The following is a 19679-nucleotide window of genomic DNA, read 5'->3' as shown; positions in this document are numbered from 1 at the left end:
AACCCAACATTTACGTTACTGCGTTGGGTTGCGTCTACTTTCTGCAACCTACTTTCGGGGTTTGAAAACACGCCCTAGGGGTTAGGGGCTAGGGGTTAGGGGTGGAATTTAAACGCAAAGGCGCGCAAAGGTAGGCGCAGAGGTACGCGGAGAATAAGATTTTGCACTAAGCTCGCCAGTGTAATAATTGACTTTTGACTGGGTTGACAAATTGACGGTCTTCGGCTATAGAACGGGCGTATTCGCGCTTTAATTGGTAATACCATAGCGCTTGCATATCGGAATCTTTGATTAATCGCAGCACGGGGTCGTATTTTAAACCAATTTGCTGTTTTTCTACTACTCTGCGGTCTTGGTCGAGAAATGCTCTGGTAAATAAACGTATCAAAGGCTTGGCAAATCCTGCCCAGGTGGGTGTCCAATAAAAGGCAAAGTTAACTTCGGTTTCGGTTTCGGAAATGGGTGTGATGGCTGTTAGGTTGCAGACTTGATGCTTGGTGGTGGTGGTGTTTTCGATGCGTATTCCGGGAATGCGAAAGGAAATCTCTGTTTCCGGGATGCCGCCGCCGATGAACTTATAAGCTGAACCTGTATTGGCGGGTAATTGGTGTTTACGCATGGTAAACCCATAGGGTGAGGGGTCAAATTGCTTAATTTCATCGTGCAATTGTCCCGAACGCCACCACCAAACACGATGTACGTAAGGCGAATGGGCGGGATCGATTAAGCCTAAAACTGCATGATCGACAAAACAGGGGAAGCGCATCACCTCGACTAATTGGGGCGGGCGATCGCCAAAACCGGGAATCTCTGGTACTTCCATTTCTGGTGGTGGAGACTGATATTTACCTGGTTCGGGCATATATATCCATATATTACCCTGCTTTTCCAGAATTTCGTAGGATTGCACGTTATAGCGATTTAAATCGACGTTTTGCCCTTCGGTTAAAGAAGGAATCACCGTACAACGTCCACCATAATCAAAACGCCAACCGTGATAACAGCATTCTACTTCCTGTCCATCAAATCGCCCGCAACTTAACGGTATACCGCGATGGGGACAAATATCTCGGAGTGCAAATACCTTACCCGCTTGGGTACGACAGAGTAAAACTGGTTCGCCTAAAAAAGTCCGCGCGATCGCTTTACCGGGTTTTAAGCGATCGCTTGGCAAAGCATAATACCAAACATTACGTAAGAAAAAGTTGTCATTTGTCATTGGTCAATAGTCAATGGTCAATGGTCAATGGTCAATAGTCAATCATTTCTTCCCCCTGCCCCCTGCCCCCTCTCCCCCTATCCCCAGAGGGGGCCCCGAGTCCCCCTGCCTCTGCTCTAATCCACCTTTCCTAGATTTTCTTGTTCTCGTTGCTTGCTATATTCGCGCAATTTTTGTAACAGTTCTTCTGGCGTTGGTTGGGGAGGAGATAAGGTGGCTGGTGGCTGTGGATTTTTATCGACAATTTTCACAGATGTGGGTACAGGATTAATAGTGACGGCTGGTGGTTTGATCGCAGGGGTGGGAAGTTTTACATCTGGTTGATTAATTGAGGCTTTGAGGGAATCTAAGGTGACTGCTACTTGTGCAGTTTGTTCCATTTGTTCGGTAGAAGATACTAAACTACTCAAACCATTTACCAATCGAAGCAGATTGCTGCGGAATTGGGGATCGCCTGTTAATTCATCTAAATCTGAGGTGATTTTTTGGGTATTTGCAAAGGTGAGTCTGGCGGAGTCTAAAGTTTGTTGTAATAATAAGGCGTTTTTGGGATCGTTTAAAGTGTTAGTTGCATTGCGTAAATTAGCTGATGCTTGGGCTGCATTAGCTGAGAGTGTTTCTAAATTTTTGATGATTTCACCTTGGGCTAAACGATCCACTGCTGGGGATAAAGCTGTAAATGTAGTTCGTAATTGATTGCTGGTTTCGGTAAGATTATTTAAAGCCGCCACTAATGAAGACCGATTGGTTGTAACTAAGTTATCTAAGTTAGTTAATAATCTACTGGCTTGATTGGCGGTGAGACTAAATTGTTTAGCGGCTGAACCGAGTTCGTTAACTGTGCGGGTGGAAGATGCAGTTAATTGATTTGTCGCCCGTTGGACGGAATTGGCTGTACTTGAAAATGTGGTTAATTGTCCTTGGGCGCTTCTGGATAAATTTTGCAAATCCCGACTCAGCGCTGTGAAACTTGTGGCGGCGGCGGTGGATGTTTCTAGTAATCTTTTGATATCGCGTTTAAATTCTGGGTCACCATATCTATTAGCTATATTCGTGCTACTGCGAATCAGTTCATCTACACTGATGCCAATTTGCCCTTTTAAGCGAGTACCATTACAGATAATTACTTCGCGATCGCAATTTGTATCTAAGGGTTTAGCAGTTACGTCTGTAGTTGCGATCGCAGTGCGCGGTGTAATATCAATCATGCTTTCACTAATCAATCCGCTTTGATTGGCTTCTACTACCACATCTCTGGGAATGATGAGATTCGGTTGAAAGATTTCAATTTCTACTTCTATATTATTGGGCATGGGGCGAATCGCAGAAATACTGCCCACTTTCACACCCCGATAGCGGACTGTTGAACCTTTTTGCATTCCCCCAGCATTGGCAAATTCCACAATTGCTTTGTAGGAATTGCGACTAGTACTCACGCGATTCAACCAAATAACGATTAGCCCAAAGACTCCCAAGCCTAGAAGGACAATTAGCCCTACAGAACCTTCTCTAACTGTACGCGATCGCATAATTTTCCTCCATCCATCTAGCCGACAACCTGTATTGGCCCTTGCACACTTCCACTCATGAATTGTCTAATCAATGGATGGTCTGTGCTATCTATTTCACTCACTGTACCCTGCCATTGCACTCTACCCTGATACAGAAATATAACTTGGTCGGCGGTACGACGAATTGTGCTGTCTTGATGAGTCACAATGGCATAAGTGCTGCAAACACCTTGCGCCTGTTGCAAATGGCGAATTAAATCTTCGATGACTGTGGAGGCGATGGGATCGAGTCCAGCTGTAGGTTCATCATAAAGTAAGATTTCTGGCCCTTCTCTGTCGTTATCTGGGTTAGACATAATCGCCCGTGCAAAGCTGACACGTTTGCGCATCCCGCCAGATAATTCCGAAGGGTAGAGATCCCCAATTCCCGGTAAACCTACCATCTCTAATTTGGTATGTACCAAATCGCGAATCCGCGATCGCGAGATTTTGGAATTCTGATACAGTAAAAATCCGACATTTTCTTCTACTGTTAAGGAATCAAACAGCGCCGCTTGTTGAAACACCATCCCAATCCCCACAGTTTCATCCCCATCTTCAATCAAACCTTTACGCCGCACCCCTTGGACGTAAATCTCTCCCGCATCGGGAAGCAGTAATCCCGCAATGATGCGTAAAATTGTTGATTTACCAGTCCCAGAAGGGCCGATAATTCCTAAAGCCTCGCCTCGATAAATAGTTAAATCTATATTATCTAAAACCTTATTACTACCAAAGGACTTAGACACGCCTTTTAGTTCAATTAATGGTTCATTAGTCATTGGTCAATGGTCAATGGTCAATGGTCAATGGTCAATGGTCAATGGTTAATGGTCAATGGTCAATGGTCAATGGTCAATGGTTAAGGGTTAATGTTCAAGGGTTAATCATTAATGTTCAATGGTTAAGGGTTAATGTTCAATAGTTAATCGTTAATGTTCAATGGTTAAGGGTTAATGTTCAATGGTTAATGGTTGACTGTTGACTTTTGTACGGGCGGGTTCATAGATATTCTCACTGATTAATGAAGATCTCCCATAAACCCGCCCCTACTGACTGTTGACTGTTGACTGTTGACTGTTGACTGTTGACACTTGACTTTTGATCCTTGACTCTTGACTATAGACTGTATGCAAGATAAAGATGTTGTCATAGTAATTGGTAGCGGTATTGGCGGATTGTGTGCTGCGGGATTATTGGCTTATTATGGCAAACGAGCGATCGTCTGCGAAAGTCATGTGATTCCCGGAGGTGCGGCTCACAGTTTTAGACGACAAGGTTTTGAATTTGATTCTGGCCCTTCTTTCTATTGTGGTTTAACTGATACCCAAAGCTTGAATCCGCTCAAACAAGTTTTGGATCTTCTTGGCGAATCCATTCAAGTTATACCCTACGATCCTCTAGGACACTACCATTTTCCTGAAGCTACTATTGCTATTTATCGCGATCCACAGCGTTATTTGCAGGAAGTACAGCGCGTTACACCCCAAGGTGCGCAGGAACTCCAACGCTTTACAGAACGCTTGTTAGGGCTATATGCAGCTATGCGCGATATCCCTACTTTAGCTTTGCGCTCGGACTGGCGGGTAATATTTACATTACTTAAAAATTACTTACCTTCCTTAATCAAAATGCTGCCTTACTTACCACTGGTGCAAAGTTCGGTTGGTAAGGTGATGGATGAAACTGTAAAAGATGCTTGGGTACGCAGGCTGATTGATGTGGAATGCTTTCTGCTCTCTGGTTTAAAGGCACATGGGACAATTACACCGGAGGTAGCTTTTATGCTCGGCGAACGTTCCCGTGCAGGAGTTGAGTATCCGGTGGGGGGTAGTGCGGCAATTGTGCAAGCATTAGTGAGGGGTTTAAAACGCTGGGGGGGAGAGTTACGCTTAGGCTGTCATGTCGAGCAAATTTTGGTGGAATCGGGTAAAGTTGTGGGTGTCAGGTTGGAAAAAGGCGAAGTTATTCACGCGCCGATTGTCATTTCTAATGCGAGTATTTGGGATACCTACAATTATTTATTGCGTCCTGAAGATTTACCTGCCAAATATCGCCAGGAAGCTTTAGAAACGCCAGCCGTTGACAGCTTCATGCATTTACATTTAGGTATCCGCGCTGATGGTTTGGAGAATTTAACCGGACATCATGTAGTAGTTCACGATTCCCAGCAGGATATTACCACCCCAGGAAATACTTGCATGATTTCTATTCCTAGCTTGTGGGATGGAAATTTAGCGCCAAAAGGACATCATGTAGTTCATGCTTACACTTTAGAACCTTATAGTGGCTGGGTAAGAAATCAAGATTATGAAGCCAAGAAACAGGAGAAAGCGCAAACATTATATCGTGCTTTAGAGAAAGTTCTTCCAGATATTCGTCAGCGTATAGTAGTTGAATTAATTGGGACACCTTTAACTCATGCCCGTTATTTAAGAAGATATCAGGGAAGCTATGGCCCCGCGATCGCAGCTGATAAAGGTATGTTTCCCAGCACCCACACACCAATACAAGGTTTGTACCGCGTTGGTGACAGCACCATACCCGGAATTGGTGTCCCCGCAGTCGCCGCATCTGGGATTTTATGCGCGAATACTTTAGTCTAGGGGCATGGGGCATGGGGCATGGGGCATGGGGCTAGAGAAGAGATATTTTCAAGTTTGATTGTGAGATTTGCTCGGAAATGACTAGCGTGAAGTTTTTGGCAACCTCGACAACAAGAAATAATCGTATTATGATGTCACCATCTAGTTGGTAAAGCGTTTTTTTGGCATGGGAAAGCGCGGGCGAAAACCCCCCACCTCCCGCAAAATCGTCAGAACCTTGATAATTAAATAGTTTCAGCGTTTAGAGTAATGTTTAGCTCGCTGTTGACAACGGCTGAAATGGACTTTTAAAATAGTCCCGCCAAAATTGCTTCTAGAATTTTGTCTGTGACTAGGTTCTGGCTGGCGGACTTTCAAATTAATGAAACCCGGCAACGGGATTGAAACGACTAGCTGGATCATTCCATCAAATCGCTCGATAACTTTCAAATTAATGAAACCCGGCAACGGGATTGAAACCATAAATATATTCCATAGTTGGTACTTGTTTAATCCTTTCAAATTAATGAAACCCGGCAACGGGATTGAAACCTAATCCAGTAAGTTTAACAGCACAAAGATATCAAGCTTTCAAATTAATGAAACCCGGCAACGGGATTGAAACGATACTATTGATTTTGAAGATACAGACATCTTGCTTTCAAATTAATGAAACCCGGCAACGGGATTGAAACGCCTGAATGTGGTCGTGTAATCCATCCATGTACGCCTTTCAAATTAATGAAACCCGGCAACGGGATTGAAACTGGCAATAGTCAAGTAAGTGGCAGTAGTGGTTTTATTCCTTTCAAATTAATGAAACCCGGCAACGGGATTGAAACAATATCCCCAACGAGCAGCAGCTAGATAATAATTGGCTTTCAAATTAATGAAACCCGGCAACGGGATTGAAAGGTGATTGCTGCTATATCAGCATTTTACCCAACAGCAAAATCTGTAAACTGTCTTTTATAAGGTGAGTGAAATCCTAAAACAATATCTTGCTTAGGAACGCCTAAAGCTACTAATTCATCAGCAATATTGGCTTCTGTGCCATTATGCTGAATCCAAATTTTTTCATTTTTAATATCTAAATGCAAAACACAACCATATACACGCCGTTTGTTTTTCCAACCAACATATACTAATTGATAATGGTCGTGTTCGCTATCAAATATAGTTTGTGCCTCTACCTGATTGTCAGATTTATAGTACAGGCTATATTCTGTTAATACCTGCTTTATATATTTTCTATATTCTTCTAATTTAGCCATTGGACGATTACCTCATTGTCAATGTCATAAATTACTAATATTAATTGATATTGTTGAATAATCATTTGCGTAAATGGCAACTGAAAAAAAGTTTCATAGGCATCTAAAGGAACTTATATTATCTATTTTCTCAAGCTCCAATTAAATTTTCACCTTGTCTTGATGTTATACCAATTCAAATAATCTTTGCGACACATCAAAATATTCTAGAGGGCATGGCAGTGCCAGTGCCCCTACAATCTGTCGCATTCTTTTTTCCAATTGGTATTAGTTCTCATTATAAGTATTGAAGCAGAAAGGATATTAAATGTTTTTTATTTATCTTCGTCGCGGATAATTGTTAAACCTAAATTTTTATAAGCCGCCAACATATCATTAGATACTGTGGGTGCAGTGACAAGATAAGTCAATGCATGAATTGACTCAACTACATAAGGTGCGGCTGTGTCTAATTTTTGCGCTGTGACTAATCCGACTACCTCAGCCGAACCCGCAATCATAGCGCGTTTTACATGGGCTTCATCTAAATTTGGCACACTAATTCCCACCTCTGGATGCAAACTGCACACTCCTAACATACACAAATCTGCACGAATCATCCGCAATGACTCAATGGTGACTGTACCCACATTAACTAAAGCCTTTTTGTAGAGCTTACCACCTAACATCACAACTTCTATATAAGGATGTTCGGCTAAAGCGATCGCAATTGGTGGGCTATTTGTCACCACAGTAGCTTGCAAATCTGGCGGTAAATGGCGCGTTACTTGCAGCGTTGTTGTACCGCCATCTAATATTACCACCTGCCCTGGACAAACTAATTTAGCTGCTGCCCGTGCGATCGCTTCTTTTTCTTTCGGTGCTTGTTTTTGCCGATCTGCATAACTGGCGGTAGCAGGGGAAGTCAGCAATGCACCACCATGTACCCTCTGCAAAAGTCCTGCTTCTGCAAGTTCCCGCAAATCCCGCCGAATCGTATCTTCCGAAACCTTCAATACAGCACTCAGTTCCGTTGATAGCACCTTCTTATCACGATTGAGAAGTTCAAGGATGAATTGTCGGCGTTCAGCAGTCAACATAAAAATTTTCCTGAAGTTGCGTTTTTAATCTTGAAATTGCACGTTTGTGAGTTTATACTTATTACATACAGTTCAATACCAGCAAATCACAAGCATTAGACTCAATTTGATGTCCGCCTAATTACCGATCAATAAAACTCTCCCTGTATCCATTGCTCTGAATCCTTACAGAGTAAGGGTTACGCTAGAAGCCTGTCAACATATCGGTCGGTATTTTACCGGACTTGATATAACTTTTAACTGCTGCTTCCCATACCAGGAAGGAGACAATTCGGGAGCATCCCAAATGTGCAAAAACGCCCTCACCCTATAAGGGTGGGGCTAGAAATACGAAGCCTGCCTACCCTTCTAGGGTATTGCGTCAAAATTGGGATACTCCCGACAATTCAGCCTATCTTCTGCCAAAAGAGAGATTGCTGCTAGGGTTATTCATTTCACAATAGCGGTAAAGTGCATGTTTTCGTACATTTAACCGTATCTTCACTTGCATTCAAGCACATTCGTGCAAATTTGATTGTTGACACTTCGACAAGCTCAGTGCGGCGCGGTTGACGGTTGACGGTTGACGGTTATCAATGCCCAATGCCCAATGCCCCATGCCCAATGCCCAATAATTAACAAAGGACTAATAACAAATGACTAAATTTCCTATCGATCTCGGTGCTTACAAATATTTAGCGCTCAATCCTGCCAATGCTAACCTAACAGCAGAACAGCGAGATACGCTCAAAGCAAATATTCAACTTTGCCGAGATGCGATCGTGTTTTTCACAGCCACAGGCGCAGCTAGAGGCGTGGGCGGGCATACTGGCGGCCCCTATGATACAGTTCCAGAAGTGATGATTCTTGATGCCTTCTTCCGGGGTGCTGCTGAACAATTTGTGCCGATTTTCTTTGATGAAGCTGGACATCGCGTGGCTACTCAGTATCTCATGTCAGCGCTGCATGGAGATTTACCCGCAGAGCAGCTTCTACAATATCGTGCAGCCCATTCTCATTTACCGGGGCATCCAGAATTAGGGTTTACACCTGGTGTAAAATTTAGCTCTGGGCGTTTGGGTCATGTGTGGCCTTACGTAAATGGTATCGCAATGGCGAATCCGGGGAAAGTGGTTTTCTGTCTCGGTTCCGATGGTTCTCAGCAGGAAGGTAACGATGCAGAAGCGGCGCGTTTGGCGATCGCGCAACATCTCAATGTTAAACTCATCATTGATGATAATGATGTGACAATCGCCGGACATCCTTCTAAATATTTACCTGGTTTCACCGTCGCCAAAACCTTAGAAGGACATGGATTAAAGATACTTGAGGGCGATGGGGAAGATTTAGACGATTTGTACAGCCGCCTGTGCGAAGCTGTAAATACACCAGGCGCGATCGCAGTTATTAACAAACGTCCCATGTGTCCCGGTATTGCAGGTTTAGAAGGCTCAACCCACGGACATGATGTGATTTCCGTCGATTTGGCGATTAAATATCTCGAATCTCGCGGACAGACTGCGGCGGTGGAATACCTGAAGAATATCGAAAAACCCAAGCAAACCTATACATTTCTCGGTGCTAGCGACAAATGGGGCGCAAATCGCAACGTTTTTGGCGAAGCTGTGGTAAATGTCCTCAGCCGCATGAGTGAAGCCGAACGCAAGGAGAAAGTCAGAGTAATTGATAGCGACTTAGAAGGCTCCTGCGGATTGAAGAAAATCCACGATACCTATCCCGAAGTATTTATCCCCTCAGGCATCATGGAAAGAGGTAATTTCTCGGCTGCGGCTGGGTTTGGGATGGTAAAAGGCAAACAAGGGATTTTCGCCACCTTCAGCGCCTTTTTAGAAATGTGCATTTCCGAAATTACAATGGCGCGGTTGAACCAATCTAACGTTCTGTGTCATTTTTCCCATGCAGGTATCGATGACATGGCGGATAATACCTGTCACTTCGGCTTAAATAATATGTTTGCCGATAATGGCTTGGATGATCGCTATGACACAAAACTCTACTTTCCCGCCGATGTCAATCAAATGACAGCTTGTATAGAAGCGATATTTTTCGATCCGGGATTGCGGTTTATTTTCTCCACCCGTTCCAAAGTCCCCAATATATTGGATAGTAACGGAAATGAATTTTTTGGCAATAATTACAAGTTTATCCCCGGTAAAGATGAAATCATCCGCGAAGGCACCCAAGGTTATATAGTTAGCTTTGGCGATGCTTTATACCGTTGTTTGGATGCGGTAGAACGCTTGAAGCAGGAAGGCTTAGATGTGGGTTTGATTAACAAACCGACTTTAAATGTCGTGGATGAGGATGCGATCGCTAAAATTGGTAAAGCACCCTTTGTTTTAGTCGTCGAAGCCTTCAACCGTCGCACAGGCTTAGGTAGCCGTTTCGGTACCTGGTTATTAGAACGGGGGTTAACTCCCAAATATGCGCACCTGGGAACTTATAAAGAAGGTTGCGGTGGTTTGTGGGAACAGTACCCCCATCAAGGTATCGATCCGGTGGGCATTATTAAAAAGGTGAAAGAGTTAGTTGGCTAGATAAAGCATATCTTTTTTATCTCACGCAAAGGCGCAAAGGCGCAAAGAAGAGTAGAGTTTACCTCTCTTCCTTGGCGTACTTGGCGTCTTGGCGGTTCGTTTTGTTCATGGGTGAGTTACGCGATCGCATAACCCACCGTCAAAGCAGGTGAAGTTACACTTCAACTAGCACGGATTGCGATCGCATTTCTGGTATCCGAGTTTGTTTTAAGGCTGTAGATAATTGTCGCAAGCGTTCGCTAACTTCTAGGTTCGATTCTTGCGATCGCAATTCTGGTGGGATTTCTGCCAATAAAAGTGGATTACCTTGCAACCATTCATTAAGCGCAATCCCTGTCCATGTTCCTTGCTTTTCTCTAAAATTATCAATCAACCCCTTGAGTTCTTGAATACAATAAGATTCAAAGCCAGCAGCTTCAAAAATTGCTGCACGCAAGTATTCTTCAAAAGCGTTAATATCATTTTCAACTTCAAAGATGACATCATTTTGGGGTGATTGTAATTCGCTGACAATATTAATAATAGCTGCTGGAACTTCTTTTACGCCTAAAACTTGTTGTCTGGTTACTGAATTATAAAGTAATTGGTAACCATATTTCGCGTATCTTTTGAGAACTTTAAAAGCTGCTTCTTCACCTGTGTAATAATTATCAACTATTTCAATATCTACCCCAAGACTCTTAGCAATTTTATCACGGGCATCGCTATTCAATGGAGCGCGAATTAATACTTCAGCAACGGGACGAGCAAAACGTAAAAATAGGACACTTAAGCTATTTTCTAGCTTTGATAAAAAGTATTCTTCTGATTTATCAATTAATCTTTCTTTTACTTGACTACTACCCCATAATAAGTTTGTCATGTATTCGACTAAAGTTAATGCTTCATCTTTCAATTCCATAGCAAGTTGTCGCGCTATGGAAGCTAAAAGCTTGCTAATATCGCCATATAAATCTTCCCGCCAAGCGAAATTAGCTTTCATGCGGTCAAATTGTGGGTAAGAATTAGCAGCAAAGATAATATCTTTTTTTCTCAATGCTTCTTCTCTCAGCTTTTGAACTTCGCTAGCAACAATTTGAAGATATCGCTCTTTAAATTTAGCAATGCTATTTGCATAGTTCTCGGTTAAATTATCTAGAGAGTTATTGCTAACAGAAGAGTAATAAAACTTTTGCAGATCGGCTTTCTTCTGTTCCCATTGAATATTCCACCATTCATTGAATAAAACTCGTCTTCTATCCTCTTCAAATCGTTTTGCTTCTTCAGGATTTTCAGAATACCGTTTTCTGACTAAATTATAAATTTCTTCTGAGGTGCTTAAGATTGTATTTATAGAAGCCTCACATCTCTTTTTTAAAATAAATACACGCTCAGTATTTATATAATTAAATATTTTGTCTTTAATTACTGGAATACCAGTACCTTTTTGTTTTAAAGCTTCCTCATCAATAATTCCAGTTAATCTTTTTAGCTGGGATTGAATATTATGTGCATCACCAATCTCTAACTTTGTTTGTTCTCCAGCTAACCCATTCAACAGTAGATAAGCCCCAGCCGAACCATATACAATACGTTCCTGTGGAAGTCTCGCACGTTTAAACCAATCTTGAGATGCTTCTTCTAGATGAGTTTTCAGTGCTTCTGGCGTAGCTAATGAGTCAATACGACTTAAAAATACAAAAAGTTTATCAGCAACAGTTATATTTTTATCACCAAGTTCTGTAAATTTAATTATTTCTAGTTCTTTCTCTCTCAGGCTAGTAAAACGCTGTACTAATATGACAGCATCGCAATCTGACAGCATTTCCTTGGCTTCGTCAACATGCTTTGCTAAACCTGAATCTAAACCAGGAACATCATAAAATACAACACCTTCAGCTTGAGCAAGTTTGTTAGTATAAAGTCTTGCTTCTAAAACAGCATGAGCATACTTTTCATCGGCTACATACTTTTTAAGTGATTCTTTAATATCTTCTAGACGAGTAAATGGAAAAGTCCGATTACCTTCTCTTCTTACTTGCTGTAAAGTGATTTCATTTTCGCGGATAGTTTTGATATCTTCTTGAGCTTTTGCTGCTTCAAGTTCCTTTAATAAATTGATAAACTGTTCTTCGGTTTTCGCTTGGACTTCCAGCTTTTGCTCTGTGTCATTTTGAACTGAATAAATTTGTGTGGTTGTAAATGTACACCTTCCACCCTTGGCTGGAAGTAAATCGCATTCTAACCAAGCATTAATAAAAGTACTCTTTCCCGCTTTTTCTAAACCGACAACTGCAATGCGAAACTCTCGCTTTCTGAGTCTTTCAAGTTGACGGCGTGCTGGTTCTGCCTCTTGTAATAGTATTTCTTTTAATTGCGAGGGAACTTCCGCTTGGGGTAAATTAGCTAAATTAACCGCGTATCGTTGTACGTTTAAGGCTTCGCTTAAACGAGCCTCATAGTAAGAAGATGCTGTTTTCCAATCCATTTAAAGGCTCCTTATACACGATTAAATTTTTCTAAACCAGATAAATCTCCCAGACAAGCTAATTTTTTAACAATTCCTTGACCATGAGATGGTAGATTTCTCTTTAAAATATATGGAACTGTTTTATCAAGTATTTCTTGCCCATCTGCAATATGGATTTTGACGTAAACTTCTCTTCGTTCGCCAATCAATAATATATTTTCATCAGTCAAATCTAGATTCTGCTGCGCTAATTCAGCATCAGCAACTTTTGTACATAGAAAATATGATGCATTATCTATGAGTTTTTCTATTCCATCAGCATATATTAGAGATTGTTCTTTTAAATTCTGTACTACATAGGCGGGTACAACAAGACATAAGGCCACGGTAATAGGTTGTAGGGTAGGTACTAAAGGTTGTAAAGGTACAGCTACGGGTTGTTGTACATTTCTAATATTACCTGCTCTTCCTTGATTTCTTCGCCTTTGAATAAATTGAACATATCCAATTGAACCAACAAGTAGACAAGCTGTTAGTACAATCCAAAAAAATTCTCTTTTTTCAGGATTTAAAATGCTTATTGGATTAGCTATTACTCTATTTATTTTATTTATGAATATATCCATAATTGCTTCATCATCATCTTTTTTTGCTAATTCTTGGATACCGTATCTATTACAAATAAATTCGGCATTTTGAGGTTGATTATCAAGGATTATGTATAAAACCTTATGTAAAATTCCATAGTTTAAATCTTTTATCTCAGGATATACATAATCAAAAACAATGAGTAAATCTTGTAAATGACGTTTTACCACTTTTAATCTAAAGCTCCTCTTTTAAGGCTTTACCTAAACTGTTAAAATCTTCAATAAGACTTTTAGCTTTTTGTTGCATAGGTTGCCAGACATTTTTTTGCATTTCATAATCTGTGGTGATTTCTTTCTTTGCAGTATCAAGCCTATCCTGATAACGATTGATAACATCATTCTGAACTTTATCTACATTTTTTTTTAAACATTCAATTTGCTCTAGCAACCAACGTGAGATTTTTTTTACTATTTCTTTATCTTCTGCTTTTACCTGAAATTGCCAATTTTCAAGTAACTTTTCTATGCTAGGAATTTCTGCATTATCGCTAGCACGAGTTTTATATTCTGTTTCGTAATACGTTTTTTTACCAAGCCATAATGTATACCAAGTTCTTTTAGTTTTCTCTACTTGTATAGCCTCTTTCCAAGTTCCTGATGTAATTGCAAAACCTGCTTTAAAACGTAAATTAAATGTGAGTTTATTATCAACTCTGATAAGTTGAGAATCAGGAAATCTAATTGCGATATTAGGTGCAATATCATTTGTACCTTTTTCTATATGCGATAAATGACATTTAAAAAGCTCAACTACTGCCTGGTACATTCTATCTAGCTCTTGGTTAGAAATTTGCTTTAATACATCTTCCATTACGAGATTCAAGTGAATTGCCAGTTCATTTAATTCTTCATTCAATTGCTTAAGTTTCTTCTTCTCATCCTCTGTTCTTGCTTCCATCTTCTTACCAGATTTAGCAACTGAAGCTGTATAGCCCAAGTTGACTAGTCTTTTTAAACAATTACCTAATAAGTTAACATTTAAAGCATTCGCTTTTTTCAAATTTGGAGTATCTAAAAGTACTCTTCCATTTTCTAAAGACTTTGCTACTGATTCTAATACCTGGTTTATTCCTTGACCGATTCCCCGTCTCCATTCATATAGTGAACATAATTTGTCTCCCAATTCATTGTATGGTTCAACCTTATTAAAACTTTTTATAGTATTTTCTAAATACAGTACAGGGTCATCTTCTGACTCGTCTGCTAAAACTTGCTTAATTTTGTTATCTATTTTTTTAAAAGGTTCTCTTAAATTTTCATCGCTAATTTCTAAGAAACTATTAATTGTTGATTTAATCCAAGATATTTTTTCACATTCTTCTTGATATCGTTCTTCTGAACTGTTTAGAATTGCTGTCGTTGTCTGTAAAGCCCACTCTTTAACAGCATTACCAGCAGCAACATTAAAACGTTCTATGGCTTGGGGAATTACTAACCGAGGAAAATGCTGACTAATATGGGATCTCAAGCCTTGCTGAAACTCTTCCGCATAGGATTTTTGCCATAATGCATCAGCAACCCTATTTCGGTCATGTCTAGACCATTTTTCAACTTTACGGGGTAAGTCTTCTAATATACTTTCATCAATTAAACCATTAAAATGATTATCTGCTTTCTTACAGGCTTCTGTACTGTATATTTCATCATTATTTTTTATTTGCAGTGCTAATAAAGCTGCCCAAGTACTCAATTTTATAACCTGCAATTTTTCAATATCTTCTGTATATTCTTTTAAATGTTCGGTGAGTTCGTGCTTGATACTACGTATCGCATTATCAACAAAGCGATTCTCTGTTTCCGGGTAATTTCTATCTGCTCTGAAAACGTCAATACGATTGAGAATAAACAGCATACGTGCAGGAGAACCACCCAAATCTTTCACCTGTTCTACTACTTCTTGTAATAATTTTCCAACTTTTTCTTTGTCGGTTTCTGCACTGTTATATGTTACCAAACACAAAGCTTCACGACACTGTTTAATTACATTTGCGTTACCTTCATCATTCACATAAGCTAAACCAGGTAAATCCATAATTCTTACCTTGACACCTCTGGGTAATTCCAGTTTGGATTCTTTGATGAGTCTGAAAGGATAAGAAATGCTTGACTGTGGACAAGCTAAATTAGGTTGTTTTTCTCTGTTATCGATGTAATTGATCATTACATCGTACAAGCGTTGATAAATACGCTCATCACTAATACCTGTCCATTCTCCACACTCCCATAATGCACCAGGAGTTTCATGGATGATTAAAGATTTTTGCTCGCTATATTCTATAGTTACTGCTCCGGCGCTCATTTCGCTCACAGCGACAGGAACGATTTCTGCTCCACATAATAAATTTACTAAAGTGCTTTTACCGCTACTAGTTGTTCCTGTTGTGGCGAGGGTAAGAGTAGGATTTTGTAGTTCGTTGACTAAATTATCAATAGCTCTCTCTAATTTATCTGTCAGTTCTTGCAGTTCTGGGTGATATGTATCTGGTAAATGCTCAGATATTTCTGTAGAAAAATTATGCCAATATTTGGAGAGAAGTTGTGCATTTTGCTCGACATCTGCAAATACTTTATATAATTTGTTGCTCATTTTTCAACCTATGGCTAAATTTTTCTAACTAGGCGCAGAACTTTTACCTGCTATAAAAGTGCAAGAAATTTCAGTTTTATTGATTTAATTTCTAAGTATTAAGACTTACTCAGTGAGAACGCAACTATAAACTGTAAAAGGCACCAAGAACAGTAACTAAAGAGAGGTTCAAAGAGATTGGGCGTAAGTCTGGAAACAATTCGCGCCTTTTCACTATTTCTTTATAATCTGGAATCAACTAAAATGCTTACGTATTTCTACTAAATTACAATCTCAACTCACTAAAATCCTTCTGATATCGACAAATTGAACCGAATACAACCTCTATTGATTCATTAACATTACGTTGAAGCGCGATCGCATTTTTTTCAAACATCAACGCTAAACTGAATTAATGCGATCGCTCTTATCGTCACTTTTTCCCATAATAACTGGGGAACTCTGTACCTATTAATACCAATCCTGATAACGCAGTCTGGAAATTGTTGCCCTAACTAAGGCGTATTACTAGACAGTCTAAGCTGATTTTTACTTTCGACTTTCCAACTTTGCAGCAGATCAAATAGAGTTTATTCGGCTTTTTGATTTGCTGTTAACCCTGTAAACTGTATCTCCTTTCCACAGAAGTAGGATTTCACTGGCATTAGCAGCTTTTCCCATGCCCAATGCCCAATGCCCAATGCCCCATGCCCAAGTTTACTTCATCCCCCGCCAATTGCCGGAAGGAATAAAACTCGCCCAATAATAAGGATGCTGATATTTGGGATTATTTAATAACTCTAACTGCACCTCTCGCAACGCTTCATGTCTCCCCTTACCTGCTCGCAATTTCTCATAATATTTCACCATTAAATCTTTCGTGCCATCATCATCTACTAGCCATAAACTTAATAGTTGAGTTTGCGCACCTGCAATTACCAAAGCCCGCCGCAACCCATAAACACCGCCACCAATTTTCACATCACCAAGTCCAGTTTCACAAGCAGATAAAACTACTAATTCTGTACCCCGTAAATTTAACCCAGCAACTTCTAAAGCCGTGAGAACTCCATCATCTGTATCGGCTTTTTGTTGACGATTATTAAATCCAGCCAAAGCTAAACCAGAACGTAATAAGGGATTTTCTAAATTTAAAACTGGGGCTTTATCTAATTGCTGATTAAAAGCATTGGTTGGGGGTTTAACTTCTTCATCTGGTAAAAAGAATCCGTGAGTAGCTAAGTGTAAAATTCTCGGTGCATTTAATTGTTTAATCGCCGCTTCTGTGGCTTGTTTTCCTAATATGAGATTGGCTTGGGGAAAAATCTTTTGGATTTGTTGCCCTTCTGCTAAAGTTGCTGTTAATGAGCTAAATTTTAAATTAGCAAAGTCAATAGAACGCTGATTTGAACCACGGGATTTAGCTGCTACTGTGGTATCTTGTTGGTTGTAGTCGATATTTGCAAAGACTACAGGATTTGCGGCTACTTTGGCTGTGGTTTGCAAGCTGAGTAAATCTCGCCCAGTGGTGAGGTAAGAGAAAGCGTAACGTTGGACGAGATATTGATTTTGCTCATCTTTGAGGGCTTCAAAGGGTATCAAGTTTAACTGCCCATCTGGTGAAAGCAACAGGTGACGCGCATCGCCTAACAAGGGACGAATGGGAGCCATGATTTGCTTATCCAAGCTACGGGCGAGTTCCTGAAGCTGGACTACAGCAGTTTTGCCATCAATTTGAAAAATTCCCCGCTCTTGTTTGGAATTAGTGTTATTTTCTTGACTAGATATGGGAGCATAAGCCAAAATATTGCGGAAACTCGCAACGGATTTATCAATAGTTGCAGCATCACCCAAATCAACCCACTTCGGTTCACCCGCAGCACGCAGCACTGCTGCTGCATAACGGGGGTTACCAAATTTTTCGCTGTCTTTTTTTGCTTTAGGATTAACTGGCTGATATTGCACAATTTCCACCATTGCAGCATCTTGGGGAATTTGGGCTTGGATAGCAGCTAATTCCACTGGTTTAATTGCTTGGCGGAATTCGGCACTTTTAGCACTAACTTGTTCTTCTAAGCGTTCTTTCTCGGCTTCTAATTGTTTAATTTGCGCTTGATAAACTTCAATTTTTTCTTGCCCTTGTCCGCGATATACTAGGGCGGCTAACTGTTGCTGCACGTTCAACCAATCATCAAACAGCTTTTTGGTTTCTGGGTTGGCTGCTAACTGGGTGCGTAATGTCTGCACTGTGTCAGTCATGGCATCTAGCACTCGTCCTTTACGACGGAGTACAGTAGTTAGGGCGAGTTTGGCTAATGTGGGGTTTTTGGGAGATTGTTGTAGGGCGAGAGAAACAGCAGCGTTAGTAGTTGCACTAAAGGTTTGAACGTAGTTTTGTTTTCTTTGTTCCGAACCCACAGCATAGATGAGTTGCAAATTTTGTTCTTCAATTGCGAGTCCACGGGTGAGAAAATCGGTGGTACGATTGATATCATCCTGTGCCCAATAAAGTGTTGCTAAATTGTTCAGGCTAGATGCCACATCGGGATGTTCTTTACCCAGTACCTTCTCCAAAATTGCCAGAGAGCGGAGGTACAGGGGTTCGGCTTTCGCATAATTCCCCTGTAAATAGTATAGTTGAGCTAAATTGTTCAGGCTAGATGCCACATCGGGATGTTCTTTACCCAGTACCTTCTCTAAAATTGCCAGAGAGCGGAGGTACAGGGGTTCGGCTTTCGCATAATTCCCCCGTAAATAGTATAGTTGAGCTAAATTGTTCAGGCTAGTAGCAACACTAGGATGTTCTTTATCCAGTACTTTCTCTTTAATCGCCAGGGAGCGGAGGTATAGGGGTTCAGCTTTGACATAATTCCCCTGTTCCCGGTAAAGTTCAGCTAAATTGTTCAGGCTAGTAGCCACAAGTGGATGTTCTTGACCCAGCACTTTCTCCACAATCGCCAGAGATCGGAGTAATAGGGGTTCAGCTTTGGCATAATTCCCCTGTAAATAGTATAGTTGAGCTAAATTGTTCAGGCTAGTAGCCACATCGGGATGTTCTTGACCCAGCACTTTCTCCCGAATCGCCAGAGAGCGGAGGAACAGGGGTTCGGCTTTGGCATAATTCCCCTGTACTCGGTAAAGTTCAGCTAAATTGTTCAGGCTAGTAGCTACATCGGGATGTTTTTGACCCAGCACTTTCTCCAGAATCGCCAGGGAGCGGAGGAACAGGGGTTCGGCTTTGGCATAATTCCCTTGTACTCGGTAAAGTTCAGCTAAATTGTTCAGGCTAATAGCCACAAGTGCATGTTCTTGACCCAGCACTTTCTCCACAATCGCTAAGGCTTTTTCTGCCAGGGGGATGGCTTCACTATATTTGCCTTGCTGATACAATTGCACAACTTGTTGATTCAGCCGCTTGGCTTCGGCTAACTCTGCGGACTGTTGTGCTGATAATGGTGGTTGGGTTTGTCCGGCAACTTCCCTTGGTATACTCACCAGTAGTCCTAATGTCATTGCTGTAGCGATTGACCAAGTTAGCAATTTCATCGGGTTACGTTTGAAGAGGCTGTAATTCGTAATTGGTGACCAGAAAAGATAGATTTTGGGTATTTTAGTTAGTATAGCAGGGTTGATTAGGATTTTTTTAGTGTTTTTTGCCAGATTTAATAAAGTTTGTCGGTGCATAATCATCTGCTGACGCTGTTGGCGCTGAGTTTTTTGGCGTTGCAATTACATATATCTTTGAGGTGTGGGGGGTTATGCAGTTTTTC

The 19679-nt window shown here is 40.8% G+C and carries 12 protein-coding genes, 1 pseudogene and 1 CRISPR repeat array; of the genes and pseudogenes, 3 read left to right on the top strand and 10 right to left on the bottom strand.

Translation table 11 applies throughout. From position 1 onward, the window contains the following. Positions 1-166 precede the first annotated feature (166 nt). The 3 genes from AACW45_RS25420 to AACW45_RS25410 form a co-directional block, all read right to left on the bottom strand. Positions 167-1219 carry an aromatic ring-hydroxylating oxygenase subunit alpha gene (locus AACW45_RS25420; RefSeq protein WP_190635572.1) on the bottom strand — a complete coding sequence of 351 codons (1053 nt, stop codon included), beginning with the start codon at positions 1217-1219 and terminating at the stop codon, positions 167-169. Between the two features lie 116 nt (positions 1220-1335). Further along, positions 1336-2748 (bottom strand): MlaD family protein, encoded by a 1413-nt coding sequence (locus tag AACW45_RS25415; RefSeq protein ID WP_190635570.1) that lies wholly within the window; start codon positions 2746-2748, stop codon positions 1336-1338. Between the two features lie 17 nt (positions 2749-2765). Beyond that, positions 2766-3551 (bottom strand): ABC transporter ATP-binding protein, encoded by a 786-nt coding sequence (locus tag AACW45_RS25410; RefSeq protein WP_190635568.1) that lies wholly within the window; start codon positions 3549-3551, stop codon positions 2766-2768. 20 nt (positions 3552-3571) lie between these two features. On the opposite strand from AACW45_RS25410, the gene AACW45_RS25405 reads away from it, so the two are divergent. After that, positions 3572-3694 carry a hypothetical protein gene (locus AACW45_RS25405; protein ID WP_277880437.1) on the top strand — a complete coding sequence of 41 codons (123 nt, stop codon included), beginning with the start codon at positions 3572-3574 and terminating at the stop codon, positions 3692-3694. A gap of 205 nt (positions 3695-3899) precedes the next feature. After that, positions 3900-5375, top strand: coding sequence for a phytoene desaturase family protein (locus AACW45_RS25400; protein WP_190635566.1), 1476 nt, complete (start codon positions 3900-3902; stop codon positions 5373-5375). A 350-nt stretch (positions 5376-5725) separates the two neighbouring features. After that, positions 5726-6269: a CRISPR direct-repeat array (repeat unit 37 nt; unit sequence CTTTCAAATTAATGAAACCCGGCAACGGGATTGAAAC). A 23-nt stretch (positions 6270-6292) separates the two neighbouring features. Here the strand turns inward: AACW45_RS25400 and AACW45_RS25395 are convergent. The 3 genes and pseudogenes from AACW45_RS25395 to AACW45_RS25385 all read right to left on the bottom strand — a co-directional run bounded on the left by AACW45_RS25395 (position 6293) and on the right by AACW45_RS25385 (position 7707). Then, positions 6293-6628, bottom strand: coding sequence for a XisI protein (locus AACW45_RS25395; protein WP_190635565.1), 336 nt, complete (start codon positions 6626-6628; stop codon positions 6293-6295). Next, a pseudogene (locus AACW45_RS25390) lies at positions 6616-6729 on the bottom strand (element excision factor XisH family protein); the annotation flags it as partial. The pseudogene AACW45_RS25390 and the gene AACW45_RS25395, both read right to left, overlap by 13 nt. 213 nt (positions 6730-6942) lie before the next feature. Beyond that, positions 6943-7707 (bottom strand): DeoR/GlpR family DNA-binding transcription regulator, encoded by a 765-nt coding sequence (locus AACW45_RS25385; RefSeq protein WP_190635563.1) that lies wholly within the window; start codon positions 7705-7707, stop codon positions 6943-6945. Positions 7708-8342: 635 nt separating this feature from the next. Between AACW45_RS25385 and AACW45_RS25380 the strand changes: the two genes are divergently transcribed. After that, entirely contained in the window at positions 8343-10244 is a 1902-nt protein-coding gene (locus AACW45_RS25380) for a transketolase C-terminal domain-containing protein (protein ID WP_190635561.1), read from the top strand. Positions 10245-10398: 154 nt separating this feature from the next. Here AACW45_RS25380 and AACW45_RS25375 read toward each other — a convergent pair whose 3' ends face one another. The 4 genes from AACW45_RS25375 to AACW45_RS25360 form a co-directional block, all read right to left on the bottom strand. After that, positions 10399-12711, bottom strand: a complete 2313-nt coding sequence (locus AACW45_RS25375; RefSeq protein WP_190635559.1) for a dynamin family protein — start codon at positions 12709-12711, stop codon at positions 10399-10401. 11 nt (positions 12712-12722) lie between these two features. Continuing rightward, positions 12723-13511: a hypothetical protein gene (locus AACW45_RS25370; protein WP_190635557.1), complete on the bottom strand. Its 789-nt coding sequence runs from the start codon at positions 13509-13511 to the stop codon at positions 12723-12725. 7 nt (positions 13512-13518) lie between these two features. Then, a complete protein-coding gene (locus tag AACW45_RS25365; protein WP_190635555.1) occupies positions 13519-15930 on the bottom strand; it encodes a dynamin family protein in 2412 nt (803 codons plus the stop codon). 696 nt (positions 15931-16626) lie between these two features. Further along, positions 16627-19455, bottom strand: coding sequence for a CHAT domain-containing tetratricopeptide repeat protein (locus AACW45_RS25360; RefSeq protein WP_190635553.1), 2829 nt, complete (start codon positions 19453-19455; stop codon positions 16627-16629). Between the last annotated feature and the right edge of the window lie 224 nt (positions 19456-19679).

This window comes from Calothrix sp. FACHB-168 (assembly GCF_963889195.1).
GTDB lineage: Bacteria > Cyanobacteriota > Cyanobacteriia > Cyanobacteriales > Nostocaceae > Aulosira > Aulosira anomala_A.
The sequence above is the reverse complement of the archived record's forward strand: the minus strand, read 5'-3'. Positions and strand labels throughout refer to the sequence as shown.

Excerpts from the sequence above, each read along its gene's own strand:
- AACW45_RS25420 (WP_190635572.1), bottom strand. The coding sequence starts at position 1,219 with ATGACAAATGACAACTTTTTCTTACGTAATGTTTGGTATTATGCTTTG.
- AACW45_RS25410 (WP_190635568.1), bottom strand. The coding sequence starts at position 3,551 with ATGACTAATGAACCATTAATTGAACTAAAAGGCGTGTCTAAGTCCTTT.
- AACW45_RS25400 (WP_190635566.1), top strand. The coding sequence starts at position 3,900 with ATGCAAGATAAAGATGTTGTCATAGTAATTGGTAGCGGTATTGGCGGA.
- AACW45_RS25405 (WP_277880437.1), top strand. The coding sequence starts at position 3,572 with ATGGTCAATGGTCAATGGTCAATGGTTAATGGTCAATGGTCAATGGTC.
- AACW45_RS25385 (WP_190635563.1), bottom strand. The coding sequence starts at position 7,707 with ATGTTGACTGCTGAACGCCGACAATTCATCCTTGAACTTCTCAATCGT.
- AACW45_RS25395 (WP_190635565.1), bottom strand. The coding sequence starts at position 6,628 with ATGGCTAAATTAGAAGAATATAGAAAATATATAAAGCAGGTATTAACA.
- AACW45_RS25380 (WP_190635561.1), top strand. The coding sequence starts at position 8,343 with ATGACTAAATTTCCTATCGATCTCGGTGCTTACAAATATTTAGCGCTC.
- AACW45_RS25415 (WP_190635570.1), bottom strand. The coding sequence starts at position 2,748 with ATGCGATCGCGTACAGTTAGAGAAGGTTCTGTAGGGCTAATTGTCCTT.
- AACW45_RS25365 (WP_190635555.1), bottom strand. The coding sequence starts at position 15,930 with ATGAGCAACAAATTATATAAAGTATTTGCAGATGTCGAGCAAAATGCA.
- AACW45_RS25360 (WP_190635553.1), bottom strand. The coding sequence starts at position 19,455 with ATGAAATTGCTAACTTGGTCAATCGCTACAGCAATGACATTAGGACTA.
- AACW45_RS25375 (WP_190635559.1), bottom strand. The coding sequence starts at position 12,711 with ATGGATTGGAAAACAGCATCTTCTTACTATGAGGCTCGTTTAAGCGAA.